Origin of the sequence: Leifsonia sp. TF02-11 (genome assembly GCF_017565305.1) — a bacterium.
In the GTDB taxonomy this organism is placed as follows: Bacteria; Actinomycetota; Actinomycetes; order Actinomycetales; family Microbacteriaceae; genus Leifsonia.
The window spans coordinates 121,387-135,086 of the sequence record NZ_JAGEKP010000001.1; the positions used below are offsets into that span (position 1 = coordinate 121,387).

Below are 13,700 nucleotides of genomic sequence, written 5' to 3' on the forward strand. Positions count from 1 at the left end.
TACCCCGGAAAGTCCTCACTATTGTGGACAACCGACGGAGCTACCCGACCGCGTTACCCGAAGACGCGGGCTCTGTCCATTGAGGACGCATACCCGACCATGAGTTCTACAAGTACATATTCGCCTGCCCGGAAACGGCAGTGGGGCTCCGAGCGCCGCACCGAACCGCTTCCGACCGTCCACCCGAAGCCCTCCGATCGCAAGATCACCTGGAGCCGTGTCGCCATCGTCGCGACCATCGTCTTCTGGGCCATCTACGTCGTGACGACGATCATCCGTCAGTTCCTGGTGCTCGGCACGCAGGACTTCCGGTTCACGATGGAAGCCATCGGCTACACCGTCGTCGTCACTTTCCTCACCTTCTCCGCGCTGATGTACCTGGTGGCTCGCCAGGGTGCGCTGCAGCGCTTCCAGAAGCACGTGCGTGTTCCGCGCGCCGAGCTCGACCGGCACTTCGCGCAGAACCAGCCGTCCATCACGGTGCTCGTGCCCTCCTACGCGGAGGAGCCGGAGGTCGTGCGGATGACGCTGCTCTCCGCCGCGCTGCAGGAGTTCCCCTCCATGCGTGTCGTGCTGCTGGTCGACGACAACCCGAACCCGACCGACCCGGCCGTCGCCGCGAAGCTGAACGCCACCCGCGACCTCGCCGACAGCATCACCGGTCAGCTCGCCGAGCCGCGGTTCCGCTTCACCGACGCCCTGATGCGGCACGAGCTCGGCGACGAGCGCGCCTTCGTCACGGACGAGGCCGCCCTCGAGCTGGCGGAGCACTACCGCTGGGCCGCCGAGTGGCTGTACGCCCAGGCGGACGCGCACGGAATCGACGACCACGTCGACGTCTTCTTCGCCGACCAGGTGCTCCGCGCCCTCGGCGACGAGCTGGCGCTGACGGCGGAGGCCGTGAAGGCCGCCGTCGCGGAGGGCGCAGAGCTCTCGTCGGAGCGGGTCGCCCAGCTCTACCGCCGCCTGGCGTGGACGTTCGATGCCGAGCTCATGGTGTTCGAGCGCAAGAAGTGGGCCTCCCTGTCGCACGAGGCCAACAAGGCGATGAACCTGAACGCCTTCATCGGTCTGATGGGCGGGACCTACCGCGTCGAGCAGACGCCGGACGGCCCGATCCTGAGCCCTGTTCCCGCCGGCTCCCGCAAGCCAGGTGACATCGAGATCCCGGACAGCGACTTCCTGCTGACCCTGGACGCCGACTCCATCCTGCTGCGCGAGTACTGCCTGCGGCTGACGTACCTCCTGCAGCAGCCGGACAACGCCCGCGTCGCGGTCACGCAGACGCCGTACTCCTCGTTCCGCGGCGCCGGAACGCGCATCGAGCGCCTCGCCGGCGCGACGACCGACATCCAGCACATCCTGCACCAGGGCAAGAGCTACTACGGCGCGACCTTCTGGGTGGGAGCCAACGCGGTGATCCGCAAGCGCGCGCTGGAGGACATCGTCGAGACCGAGTGGGTCGGCGGCTTCGAGGTGCGCCGGTACATCCAGGACCGCACCGTCATCGAGGACACCGAGTCGAGCATCGACCTCGGCACCCACGGCTGGACGCTCGTCAACTACCCGGAGCGCCTCAGCTACTCCGCCACCCCGCCCGACTTCGGCTCGCTGATCGTGCAGCGTCGCCGCTGGGCGAACGGCGGCCTGCTGATCCTCCCGAAGCTGTGGAAGCAGGTCCGCGAGCGCAAGCGTCGCGGCGAGAACGTGTCGCGCATCGAGCTTCTGCTGCGCGTGAACTACATGGCCTCCATCTGCTGGGCCAGCTTCGGGCTGGTGTTCCTGCTGGCGTACCCGTACGACGGCCGTCTGCTGAGCCCGATGGTGCTCCTGGCCGCGCTGCCGTACTTCATCAGCCAGGCCAGCGACCTCCGCTACTCGGGCTACAAGGCGACCGACATCTTCCGGATCTACGGCTTCAACCTGATCCTGCTGCCGGTGAACCTCGCCGGCGTGCTCAAGTCGATCCAGCAGTCGCTGACCGGCAAGAAGATCCCGTTCGCCCGCACGCCGAAGGTCAAGAACCGCACAGCTTCGCCGTTGCTGTACGTGATCGCGCCGATGGCGATCATTGCGTTCTCGCTGTTCACCCTGTGGCGCGACTGGAACGCGCACAACTGGGGCAACGCCGCGTTCGCCGCGTTCAACGCCACCCTCGCGATCTGGTCGCTGGTCGCCTACATCGGCATCGGGAACTCGATCGTCGACATCTGGCTCGGCCTGACCAAGCCGCTTTACGTGGAGAAGAAGCGCAAGGCGTCGGCCCCGGCCTCCGCCCCCGTGACGGAGTCGATCGACTGGCGTTCGGTGCTCTACCACGGCCACGCCGGCGGCGAGGTGCCGCACCTGGAGCGCACCGCGCTGCGGGATGACGCCGTCGCAGCCTCGGCCGCGCCCGTCTCCGACGACCAGAAGCAGGCCGCCTGATGGCTCGCTCCGACAAGAAGGCCGCCAGGACGGCTGCCGCCGCGGACGCTGCCGCGGCTCAGACGGACCGGCTGCAGGCTCCCGAGTCGGACTCCGGCCGGCGCCTCTCGCCGTGGCGTGTGATCGGCGCGGCTCTGGTCGCGGTCGTCGTGATCTCCGGCGGTGTCGTCGGATTCCAGTGGTGGAGCGCCCGCGCCTCCGTCGACGTGAAGCCGTGGTTCGCCTCCTTCGTGGATGTGACCGCGACCCCGAAGTACGCCTTCGAGAACCTGGGCTCGACCTCCACCAAGGACGCTGTGCTGTCGTTCGTCGTCTCCAGCCCGTCGAACGCGTGCACACCCTCCTGGGGCGGCGCGTACACGATGGACCAGGCGCGCGGCTCGCTCGACCTGGACCGCCGGATCGCCCGCCTGCAGCAGCAGGGCGGAGACGTCGCGGTGTCGTTCGGCGGACTGGCGAACGACGAGCTCGCCGTCGGCTGCACCGACGCCTCGGCCTTGAAGGCGGCATACGCTTCGGTCGTCGAACGCTACAAGGTGGGGACCATCGACCTCGACCTGGAGGGCGACGGCCTGGTGAACGCGGACGCCTCTTCCCGCAGGGCCACCGTCATCGCGCAACTGCAGCAGGAGCGCCGGGCAGCGGGCAAGAGCCTCGCCGTCTGGCTGACCCTCCCGGTGTCGCCGACCGGCATGACCACCGATGGCACCAACGCCATCGCGGCCATGCTGAAGGCCAAGGTGGACCTCGCCGGTGTCAACGTGATGACCATGGACTACGGCAACTCCAAGGACGCCAAAGACTCGATGGCGGAGGCCTCGGAAGCCGCACTCACGGCCGCGCAGCGGCAGCTGGGCGTGCTCTACAACCGCGCAGGCATCCACCAGTCCGACCCGAGCCTGTGGGCGAAGATCGGCGCCACCCCGATGATCGGCCAGAACGACGACCAGGGGCAGATCTTCAGCCTCGCCGACGCCAAGGCCCTCAACGCCTGGGCGGTGTCCACGGGCATCGGCCGGATGTCGATGTGGTCGGCGAACCGCGACAAGACCTGCGGTTCGAACTACGTCGACCTCACCGTCGTCTCCGATGCCTGCAGCGGCGTGAACCAGGGCAAGCAGACCTTCGCCGGCCTGCTGTCGAAGGGCTTCGACGGCCGCATCGCGCTGGGCGAGGGCGCCGTGACCACCGCGGAGCCGACCTCCGCCGCCACCGCCGACGACCCCGCCCACTCGCCGTATGGGATCTGGACCCCCACCAACTCGTACCTCAAGGGCACCAAGGTCACCTGGCACCACAACGTCTACGAGGCCAAGTGGTGGACCAAGGGCGATGTGCCGGACAACCCCGTCCTCAACGCATGGGAGACTCCGTGGGAGCTGGTCGGCCCTGTGCTGCCCGGCGAGACCCCGATCCCGCAACCGACCCTCCCGGCCGGCACCTACCCGAACTGGTCGGGCGAGACGCCGTACGACAAGGGCGCCCGCGTGCTCTTCGACGGCGTGCCGTTCGAGGCCAAGTGGTGGACGCAGGGCGACAGCCCGGAGGCGGCCAGCGCGAACCCCGACTCGTCCCCCTGGGCCCCGCTCACCCAGGACGAGATCGACACGATTCTGGGCGGTGGTACCGCCCAGAAGTGACTCGGTGGCGGGATGCTGCCTCCCCGCGCATCCCGTCACCGACCCACTCGGACCAACCGCTGCGGGGCGGGACGTCCGTGGTGCCCGCGCCTCACCGCTCGTCGGGAGGGGTGTGCGCGGCGCCGGTGCTGGCGGGGCCCACTGTGGCTTTCGGGTTGGTCACGACCGGCCCCGCCAGCACGCTAAGATAGTCGAGTTGTCTCATTTGGCGCCCCCCGGCCTGGGTGGGACAGCAACGGGCTGTGGCGCAGTTTGGTAGCGCACTTGACTGGGGGTCAAGGGGTCGCAGGTTCAAATCCTGTCAGCCCGACCAAAAACCCCGGAAACTCAACGGTTTCCGGGGTTTTCTTGTGTCCGTGCGGGCCCGATTTGCGGGCCTGCTCTTGCTATGCCCTGGCCACACTCAGCGGCTGTGACTAGTGCCTGCTAACGGACCTCGAACTTCTGACCGACTGTCACTTCTCAAGCCAGTTGGGCCTTTCTCGTTCTACTGTGCGTGGGCGGCCACCGCCATGTCTAGCTATTGCGAACCCTTCACCAGCTGCAGGGTTCGAAGTGTCCAGCAAGGTTTCTGGTCGTTGGGCGCCTCGTCGCCGCGAATGGGGGATGGCGGAAGCAGGGCGACTCAGAAAGTCTTGGAAGATGACCCCCGGCCTCGACGATGGCGGCGCGTTCGCGGAGGGCACGCTCGCCGATCCACTCACGGGACCAAACTGGGTCCGAAGCGTAGCGCCGGCGGGTCGTTGGCTGATGGGCGGCCATACCGCACCCGACAGCGACATCGGATCCGGGGAGTCCTGCCTGCTACTGCCGGTGCATCCGATATGGAACCATCCGGGCCGGTCTGGACAGTAGAGGGTATGAGCACGGATGAATTCGACGAGGCCGCGGCCTGGTCGGCGGCGCGCGGCGGGGGCGGCCCCGCGTTCGCGTCGCTGTTCGACCGCCACCGCGACCGCGTCTTCGGCCACGCGCTGAGACTGGTGCGCGAGCCGCACGACGCCGAGGACGTCACCGCCATCGTCTTTATGGAGGCGTGGCGCAAGCGCGAATCGGTCCGGCTTGTCGACGGGTCCATCATCGGCTGGCTGCTCGTCACCACCAACTATGTGGTGCGCAATCACACTCGAGGGCTCCGCAGGTACCGGAGCGCCCTTTCCAAGCTGCCCGCCCCGGACCACCAGGCCGACCACGCCCCGACCGTCGACGAGACGCTCGACGGCGCAGGCCGCGACCGCCAGGTCCGGGAGGTGTTCGCGCAGCTGAGCAAGAAGGACCAGGACGTCATCACGCTCTGTCTGCTTGAGGAACTCACTACGACCCAGGCCGCCGACGCGCTCGGCGTGCCGGAAGGCACCGTCAAGTCGCGCCTCTCCCGCGCTCGCAAGCGCCTCGCAGAACTGGCCTCGCCACTCGCGCAGACGCCGATCACCGACTCAACGATCCTCGAAGGAGGTGCACGATGAGCACCACAGACTTCTCCCCCGAGCGCAGCGCCGCCATCCGGCAGTTGCTGCTCGATACCGTCGCCGACGAGCCGCGCCGCCGCAAGCGCCTCCAGATCCTGCTCACCAGCCTCCTCTCCGCAGTCGCGATCCTCCTCGCCGGCGGAACCGCCGCGCTCGCCCTCACCGGCGTGATCCATCTCGGCGGAGGCGACACCCCTCCCGCCCCCGTCCCCACACCGACGCAGACGGTCACGCCGACGCCCACACCGACACCGACGCCCACGCAACGGTCGATTGCGGTGCAGGCCTCGCCGATCACTCTGCATGATGTGACATCCATCCCGAAAAGCCCAAGCTGGGTGGCGGATCTCCCGGGCTACCAATACGCATGTCAGCAAATCCAGACCTACGACATCGCTGACGGTTTGGCCCTATTCAGCGTTGGATCGAATCTCGGACCCGCTCACGACGGCTGCCCCATCGGGAAGGGTGTCGCCTCGCTGAGCATGATGGATACCACCAGCGGGCGAGTGGTCTGGTCCCGCAGCTGGCAGTGGGAGAGCGACAAGGGGTACGGCACCTTCCTTTCGATCCTCGGGACCTCCAATAGAGCAGTCCTCATGGACGAGAGCGGAACCACGGGGCCCCGCGACATCATCGATCTCGCCACCGGCTCCACGATCGCGACCCTGCCGAACGACCTCGGCAAGTATCCGAACTGGCGGATCAGCCCGGTCTGGGGGCCGTCCGGGGACGTCATCTGGTCACAGCCCGTGCTCGACGCCGCCGGGACCATGACCGCAATCGATGTGCAGCGTATCGATCCACGTGACTTCGCCTCGGCAAAATGGAAGACCACGATTCCGGCCGTCGAAACCGGTCGGGCCGACGTCGGGTTCGTGTCCGACGGACTGGTGTCGTACTCCTACCGGAGCCCCACCCTCGGCTGGCGCTCTGCACTGCTCGACCTCAGCACCGGGGAACTCAGCAACGACGTCCCGAGCGACGCTGCGTACGCCGACGCGCGGATGAGCGACACAGTGGTCGTGCAATACCGCGATTTCATCTCGGGCATCCCGGGGACCGTGGCGGGCATCGACAGACGAACCGGCGAAACGCTTTGGACCAAGCCGTTCGAGCAGGGCTCCTCCATCTCTGTCGTGCGGACCATCGCGCGTCAGCCGGGGTCGTTCGTATCCGACCAAGGAATGTCCTCCGGCGAATTCGCCCTCGTGACGCCACATACCTTGACTCACTTCGACGCCGTGACAGGCAGCCCCAAGATGACCGCGGACGTGACCCACTGCGGTCTCGCGGGTTGGTATTGGGCGAACGGAGGGCCCGACATCGAGGCGGACGACAGTCGCAACTCGATCGTGCTGGTGCTGGGGCCGTGGCAGACGTGCTCGGTCGACCGTGAAACGGGCGCGCCGACGCCCCTCCAGGATCACGAAGGCGGATGGCCCCTGTTCGGCACTGAAGCCACCTATGTGAATGGAGCTGCTGATCCCGGCGGAACCGGTAGCGCGTTTGACCGTCGAGACGGGCGGGAACTGTGGAACATCACCGTGGACCGAGACGAACGGTGGTACTTCGCGGGCGGAGTACTTGTCCGGCAGCTCGGCAACCACATCGAGCCGATCGGCTGACAGAGACCGCACGGAGAGTTCTCTACGCGCGAAGGTCCTGACACGGGGCGGGCCGCCAGGGTTCGCGACCACTGACGGGCGAATCCGTCAATCGGATCTTCCAGTACCGCTGCGCCGCGGCGGGCGTCTCAGCCGTCCAGCTCTCCGTGCACGGAGCCCGCCGCGGGCACCTGTCCGAAGCGGCTGACCACGGAGCAAGCCTCGAGGACCTCATGTTGCAGGCCCGGCATACTCAGGCGTCAACGACGATGGGGTATCTCGAGACCAGTCGGGCCCTGGAACGATCGACGGGCCGCTTCCTCAACCTGTGACCTTCATCGGCTCGTCGCTGGCGCTCCTCGCCGACGCCCCGGCTCGCCCTACGCGGTGCCGCGTCCCGCAGGCGTCGAACGGTGCGTTGCCGGCCCGTCCGGCGCGGCGCCTGCGGGACGGGCTGTCACGCAAACGGAACTTCAACCCCACACGCGGGACAGACCCGGGGCGCGCGCTCAACTTGGTCCGGGTATCGCGCGTCGCGCAGGACCTTCCCAACGAGAGCCACCGCGCCCGGCGCCTCATCGGCAGCCACGCAGAGGGCCTGTTCCAGCGTCTCCGCCACGTCGCCCCGCGGGTCCTGCCTCACGGCCGCAGCCAGCCGCGACCAGTCCTCAATGTCGCCCCTCTCTAGGGCGGCGAGGACTCCCTCGAAACCCCACTCTGAAACAGGACCCTCAGGGTTCGCGTCATTGTTGCGGAAGCGGACGATCATCGGCCGGTCGACCGTTTTGCCGCCATCTGGGCGCGGACGTCGACGGCGGAGATCCCGGACTCTGGGTCAGCGTCGAGCGCACCCGCAGCCGCGGCCACGTCGCTGCGTAGCCATTGCTCGAGGGCCGCCTCGCGCTCCGTGCCGGTGACGGCCGCGGCGAATCGTCTTCCCTCCGCCGCGGGTGGACTAGCGGCGATATGGAACGACGCGTTCGTTGAGTCGATGAGCACGTGGGCACCTGCTCCGAGGGCGGCGAGAACAGCGACGGTGACGCCGGTGGCGATGAGGGCTTTGGTGCGGCGGTGCATACGGGGCTCCCCGTTCACTGGCTGACGATGATCTCGGCGCCCTTGGCCGGGGCAACGGACTGGACTGCCGCAGCGGCCGTAGCTGCATCACCGAACTGGGCGCCGTCGCCCAGCGTGGTCATCCAGGTCCACCCCGTGGTCTCGAACGCCGGAGCCAGCGCCGTGAAGACATGCGCCACGACGATAACCTGGTGGCCCGTCGCGTATGAGATCTTCTTGGACTCCTGCTCGACGGCGCCGTTCAGCGTGTCACCCGAGTTGGCGGACTCGTTGGCCGCGGCGGTCACCTTTCGGCCAGCGTCCGCCTTCACGTTCTCGGGCAGCGGCTGGTCGCGGGAGATCAGCACCTGGCTACCGTCGGCCATCTTGTAGGGGATCAGGTTTCCCTGCCAGTAGTGGCCGATCACCTTGGCCTGGTCAGGGGTGAGGACGGTGCCAACGGTGAGACCTCGGGCTGCCGTCTCGGCGGCCAGCTTCGCGGCGGCTTCCTCGTCGACCGGAGTAGGGGCTGCGGTCGGCGTCTTCTCCGCTGCCGCGGTGGGACCCCCCGCGATGTGGAGCGACGCGTTGAGCGTGTCGGTGAACGCCCACACGCCGACGCCGATAGCGGCGACAGCGACGACGGCGACCGAGGTCACGATGAGGGTGCGGCGGCGGGGCATGCGATGTTCCTTCACGGGCTGACGATGATGGTGGCGCCGGGCTTGGCAGCCTGTGTCGCGGCGACAGCTGATGCGGAGTCGGGGAACTGCTTGCCGCCGCCGAGCGCGGTGGACACCCAAGCCCAGCCGATTGTGTCCATCGCTGGCGCGAGAGCCAGCTGGACATGAGCTACGACGACGACGGGCCGGCCTGTTGCGCTGGACAGGGTCTTGACCGCTTGTTCGACGTCCCCGTTGCCATAGTCATTCGCTGCGGCATCCTTCTGCGCGGCAGCCAACACCTGCTTGCCCGCGTCCGCCTTCACGCTCTCGGGCAACGGCTGATCTCGGGCGACGAGCACCTGGGTGCCGTCGGCCATCTTGTAGGGGAGCAGGTTGCCCTGCCAGTAGTGGCCGATCGCTTTCGCCTGGTCGGTCGTGAGGACCGCGCCGGCAGTGAGCCCCTTGGCGGCTTTGTCTGAGGCGAGCTTCGCGGCGGCTTCCTCGTCGAGCGGCGTGGCTACCGCGGTCGGAACCTCCGTCGGGGCGGCCGCCGTGGCGAGGTGGATCCCGTCGGAGACCGACTGCATGAACACCAAGCTGCCGCCGGCCAGGCTAGCGAGGACGAGCACGGCCGCGGTGGTGGCGATCAGAACTTTGGTGCGGCGGCGCATTGCGGTCGTGTGGCCTTCCGGTCAATGGTCGGTGTCGCTGGTGGCAGTTGCGGTCGAGTGGGTGTGGCTGGTCGGGGCGCTGCGCTGTTCGCTGCGGAGCGTGTCGATCACGACGAGTCCGACGAGGATGAGCAGGGCGATGATGATGGCACTCGAGATCAGTCGCCAGTCTCGCCGAGCGTCTACCACCCCCTCGCTTTCCGATAGAACAGCCAGTCCACGGTATCCGTACCAGCGGCCCAGCCGCCCGTGTGGTCGCACCCCCAGATCAGGGTGCGTGCTGTCCGCGCAAGCCTAGGAAGTCGAGGCTCTGCCGTCGACCAGATACCGCGTCATGCGGGAATGAGCGGTCCAACCGCGGCAGGACATCAGTGCCAGCTGCTGGCGCGTCGCCACTATGGGCACGAGCGTCATGTCGCGTTCTCGGGGCCACGATTCAGAGTCACCGGATCAACAGCCACGTCGTACACCGGGTTGAGAGTCCGTGTTGACCAACTCGATCCGCGTCTGTGAGACGACGTCGTTGCCGCCCAATCCCAAGTGTGCTGCTAGAGCACCATCTGAGGCGCTCGGCGCGTCGCAGCGCTCTGCCGTCGTCCTCAGCTCGCGCCTCGCGGCGGCGGAGCTCAACGCGGAATCCTCACACTGCGATGCCCACTGCAACGGCAGCGGCGACGAGTTGGAGCAGGGTCTCCCATAGCGGTGGGTCGTTGTTGATGACGATGACTGAGGTCGCTACCGCCAGTTCCGATAGAAAGCCCGTAGTGCAGCCCTCTCAGCAATGCGCCGGCCTACAGAGCACACGCAGTCGAGCGTGTCCACGATGCGTCCTCTGCTGTTCGGAACTGGATTGTGGGCGGGCGTTCATCAGAGGGGCAGCGAGGCTCCTCCGCGTGTTGGGCATCGCACTTACGGACGCAGCGCGTGTGCCGATAGCTCACGGGGAGGCGGGGATACCTGCCCATCTCGGAAGGGGGGCACACAATCGAGAAGCCACATGAACTAAGCCGGCGCGTCTTCGTGGGAGGTGTGGCTGCGACCACAGCAATCGCGGTCGGCCAGCTCTCGGGAGTTGGCGCATTGTCCGCATCAGCGAACGCGCTCGGAATCATCTATCCGCTTCTGAAGTGGCGTCACGTAACTGACAACTTCAATGCTCACGTCCTTCGCGGATCCGTCAACCCGGGCACCGACTACGACTGTCCGGTCGGCACAGACGTCCTTGCTGTCAAAGCCGGAACCGTAACGATGTCCGCCTTCTGGGGCGAAGCCGGAAACACCGTGCGCGTGGACCACGGCGGCGGCGTGGTCACGGAATACCTCCACAACTCGGCGCTGCTCGTGAGCGCGGGTGACCAGGTCGCTCAGGGCCAGGTAATCGCCAAGTCCGGTAACACTGGCTCAGCATCAACCGGCGCGCACCTGCACATATCACTGAAACTGAACGGATCGAACGTCGACTTCGAAAAGTACATTGGCGTTCCCGCAACACCTAACCATAAGGGAGAACAAGACGTGCAGTACTGGAAGTATCAGGGCAATGGAATGCTCGCAGCAGTTGACAACGTTCGGATGGAGTATCGGTACCTCAACCAGTACGAAGCTATGGTCGTCGATAACCTCGTCGCCGCAGGGCTGACCCAGGTTTCGGTATTCGGGGAACCTGCCTGGACAAGTACGCTCGGGAGCTTCCGACTCATCACGGCGCCATCGGCTCCCTAGCAGGCAGCTCGACATTCGAAATGGCCCCGGCCCGCCACCTGGTGGTCTGGGGGCCATTTCGTCGTTGCCAGCAGTGAGGCGCTGCTCTCACGCCTCATGGCAAGGCACTGGCGGAACCTTCGGCTCTTTCGGGCCGACGACCTTACCGTCCTTGTACTCGAGCAGCCACGGTGGCCCCATCCCTGCCTCACGGTAGGCGCGAACCACCCAGTCGTCGTCGCTGGAGGGGCCCCGGGCGCCGACCCGAGCGCAGCGAGGGCCGGCGTTCGGGGGAGCGGGTGGGCGCAGCCTGGTGACGACCGTGGAGATGCCTTGAGCCCTCCGCGCGCCCCCGGACCTACGCCGCCGCCCGCTCCTCCGCCGGTCGCCGGCGCAGCGCGGCGGCCACGATCGCAGGCGTGTTGTACTCCTGGTCCATCCGCCCCACACCAGTTCCCGGCGGGACGATCGCGTCGATCCGGTCGAGGAGGTCGTCCGTGAGCTGCACGTTGGCGGCCCCGAGGAGGTCGTCGAGCTGGTCCATCGTGCGTGGTCCGATGAGGGCGGCGGTCACGCCGGGGTGCGCGATGACGAACGCGAGTGCGAGGTGGGTCAGCGACAAGCCCGCCTCCTCCGCGAGTGGGATGAATCGCTCAACGGCGTCGATGCGGCGTTCGTCGCGCAGGGCCGCGAACATCTGTGTGCGGCGGAGGTCGCTCTCCTGGCCGCGGCGGACGCGGCCGGTGAGCATGCCGCTCGCGAGCGGGCTCCAGATGACCGTGCCCATGCCGTACTTCTGCGCCGTCGGCAGCACCTCGCGCTCGATGGCGCGATCCAGGAGGGAGTAGTGCGGCTGCTCGACGCGGAATCGCTCCAGGCCGCGCCGTTCGGCGGTCCACTGCGCCTCCACGATCTCGGACGCGGGCATGTCCGAGGAGCCGATCGCGCAGACCTTGCCGCTGCGGACCAGGTCGGTGAGCGCCGAGAGCGTCTCCTCGATGTCGGTCGCCGGGTCGGGCCGGTGCATCTGGTAGAGGTCGAGGTGGTCGGTCCCGAGCCGGCGCAGCGAGTTCTCGACGGCCGTCATGATCCAGCGCCGCGAGCCGCCCCGGTGGTTGGGGTCGTCGCCGATCGGCCGCGCGAACTTCGACGCGAGGACGACGTCGTCACGGCGCCCCTTGATGGCGTGTCCGACCATCTCCTCGGAGTCGCCGTAGGCGTCGGCGGTGTCGACGAGGTTGATGCCGGCGTCGAGGGCGCGTGCCACCATCCGGTCGACGTCGGCCTGGTCGCTGTTGCCGAACGAGCTGAACATCATCGCCCCGAGGGCGAAAGGCGAGACCTGGATGCCGGTGCGGCCGAGCGGGCGGTACTTCATGGTTCCTCCAGACTGTGCTCCCGCCTCCGGACGCGATAGGCTCAGATAAGCGGAACACTCGTCCGCAACTATACGGAACGATGTTCCGTTTGTCTACTGGAGGATGTGATGACCGCTGCGGAGAACGACGTCGCGCCCCGGCGCAAGCGTGCCGACGCTGTCCGCAACACCGAGGCGGTGCTCGCCGCGGCGAAGGCGGCATTCGCCGAACTCGGCGTGGATGCGCCGATGCGCGACATCAGCGCCCGCGCGGGGGTCGGGGTCGGCACGATCTACCGCAACTACCCGCAGCGGTCGGACCTGATCATCGCGGTCTTCCGCCACGAACTCGATGCGACCGCCGCAGAAGCGGACCGGCTGCGCGCCGAGTTCCCGCCCGCCGAGGCGCTCCGTCGCTGGGCGGACAGCCTGGCGCGTTTCGTCGCGACGAAGCACGGCTTCGCCAGCGCGCTGCACTCCGGCGACCCGGCGTACGCCCCGCTGCCCGGGCAGTTCATCGGCGTGCTCGCCCCGAAAGTCCAGCGCATCCTCGACGACGGCGCCGCTGCGGGCACCATCCGGCCGGGCATCCGTGCCGAGGACGTGATCTACGCTCTCAGCCGGCTCGCCGACAGCGGCCCCGAGGGCGCCAGGGGCGATGAGAGTGACAGGGGCGATGAGGGCGACAGGGACGATGGGACCGAGAACCCGATGGTCGGCATCCTGCTCGACGGGCTGACCACGAAGAGCGTATAGGCGCTGGAACCGGACCCGTCGAGGCCGCTCGCGATGACCACGCGATGACTCCGCGTTGTAGCATCCAGCCATGTCCGATCGCGCTTCTCGGCCCTCCGCCCGCTCACGACGCGGCCCCAACCTCCCGCTCACGGTGCTCGTCGCGATCTACGTCGTCGCGCTGATCGCCGCCGCCGTCCTCTACTTCCTCGCCATCGCGACCATGGGCGCGGATCCGCGAGGTGCGGCCGGCTACTTCCTCTTCGGGAACGCGATCGGTGCGCTGGGCGTCCTCGGTGGGATGCTGCACCTCGCGGTGGCCGCCGTGCGCAACGTCATCGAGGACAACGCGCGGTAGCCGCCCCGCCGCAG

12 protein-coding genes and 1 tRNA gene are annotated in these 13,700 nt (G+C 67.7%); 8 read left to right on the top strand and 5 right to left on the bottom strand.

The window, feature by feature from the left end; genetic code table 11:
• Nucleotides 1-99 precede the first annotated feature (99 nt).
• The 5 genes from JNB50_RS00585 to JNB50_RS00605 all read left to right on the top strand — a co-directional run bounded on the left by JNB50_RS00585 (nt 100) and on the right by JNB50_RS00605 (nt 7,164).
• Entirely contained in the window at nt 100-2,427 is a 2,328-nt protein-coding gene (locus JNB50_RS00585) for a glycosyltransferase family 2 protein (RefSeq protein ID WP_208038173.1), read from the top strand.
• The gene (locus JNB50_RS00590) at nt 2,427-4,067 is read left to right on the top strand and encodes a chitinase (RefSeq protein ID WP_208038174.1); all 1,641 of its coding nucleotides are present in this window, start codon (nt 2,427-2,429) and stop codon (nt 4,065-4,067) included. The genes JNB50_RS00585 and JNB50_RS00590 overlap by 1 nt, the downstream gene beginning before the upstream one ends.
• A 236-nt stretch (nt 4,068-4,303) precedes the next feature.
• A tRNA-Pro gene (locus tag JNB50_RS00595) sits at nt 4,304-4,380 on the top strand.
• Nucleotides 4,381-4,927: 547 nt separating this feature from the next.
• A complete protein-coding gene (locus tag JNB50_RS00600; protein ID WP_208038175.1) occupies nt 4,928-5,533 on the top strand; it encodes an RNA polymerase sigma factor in 606 nt (201 codons plus the stop codon).
• Entirely contained in the window at nt 5,530-7,164 is a 1,635-nt protein-coding gene (locus tag JNB50_RS00605; RefSeq protein ID WP_208038176.1) for a PQQ-binding-like beta-propeller repeat protein, read from the top strand. Before JNB50_RS00600 ends, JNB50_RS00605 begins: the two co-directional genes overlap by 4 nt.
• Before the next feature lie 744 nt (nt 7,165-7,908).
• Here the strand turns inward: JNB50_RS00605 and JNB50_RS00610 are convergent.
• From JNB50_RS00610 to JNB50_RS00625, 4 genes are read right to left on the bottom strand one after another with little or no spacing between them, the layout of a single operon-like run.
• Entirely contained in the window at nt 7,909-8,220 is a 312-nt protein-coding gene (locus JNB50_RS00610; protein ID WP_208038177.1) for a hypothetical protein, read from the bottom strand.
• A 14-nt stretch (nt 8,221-8,234) separates the two neighbouring features.
• Nucleotides 8,235-8,882, bottom strand: coding sequence for a hypothetical protein (locus JNB50_RS00615; protein ID WP_208038178.1), 648 nt, complete (start codon nt 8,880-8,882; stop codon nt 8,235-8,237).
• An 11-nt stretch (nt 8,883-8,893) separates the two neighbouring features.
• Nucleotides 8,894-9,535, bottom strand: a complete 642-nt coding sequence (locus tag JNB50_RS00620; protein ID WP_208038179.1) for a hypothetical protein — start codon at nt 9,533-9,535, stop codon at nt 8,894-8,896.
• 21 nt (nt 9,536-9,556) lie between these two features.
• Complete coding sequence (locus JNB50_RS00625; protein ID WP_208038180.1) at nt 9,557-9,724, bottom strand: hypothetical protein; 168 nt, start codon at nt 9,722-9,724, stop codon at nt 9,557-9,559.
• An 840-nt stretch (nt 9,725-10,564) separates the two neighbouring features.
• Here JNB50_RS00625 and JNB50_RS00630 point away from each other — a divergent pair.
• Nucleotides 10,565-11,257 carry a M23 family metallopeptidase gene (locus tag JNB50_RS00630; protein ID WP_208038181.1) on the top strand — a complete coding sequence of 231 codons (693 nt, stop codon included), beginning with the start codon at nt 10,565-10,567 and terminating at the stop codon, nt 11,255-11,257.
• A 337-nt stretch (nt 11,258-11,594) separates the two neighbouring features.
• Here JNB50_RS00630 and JNB50_RS00635 read toward each other — a convergent pair whose 3' ends face one another.
• On the bottom strand, nt 11,595-12,614 hold the full coding sequence (locus tag JNB50_RS00635; protein ID WP_208038182.1) for an aldo/keto reductase: 1,020 nt from the start codon (nt 12,612-12,614) through the stop codon (nt 11,595-11,597).
• A 108-nt stretch (nt 12,615-12,722) separates the two neighbouring features.
• Here JNB50_RS00635 and JNB50_RS00640 point away from each other — a divergent pair, with 108 nt between their 5' ends.
• Nucleotides 12,723-13,349, top strand: a complete 627-nt coding sequence (locus JNB50_RS00640; protein WP_208038183.1) for a TetR/AcrR family transcriptional regulator — start codon at nt 12,723-12,725, stop codon at nt 13,347-13,349.
• Between the two features lie 70 nt (nt 13,350-13,419).
• Complete coding sequence (locus tag JNB50_RS00645; protein WP_208038184.1) at nt 13,420-13,686, top strand: hypothetical protein; 267 nt, start codon at nt 13,420-13,422, stop codon at nt 13,684-13,686.
• The last annotated feature ends 14 nt before the right edge of the window (nt 13,687-13,700 follow it).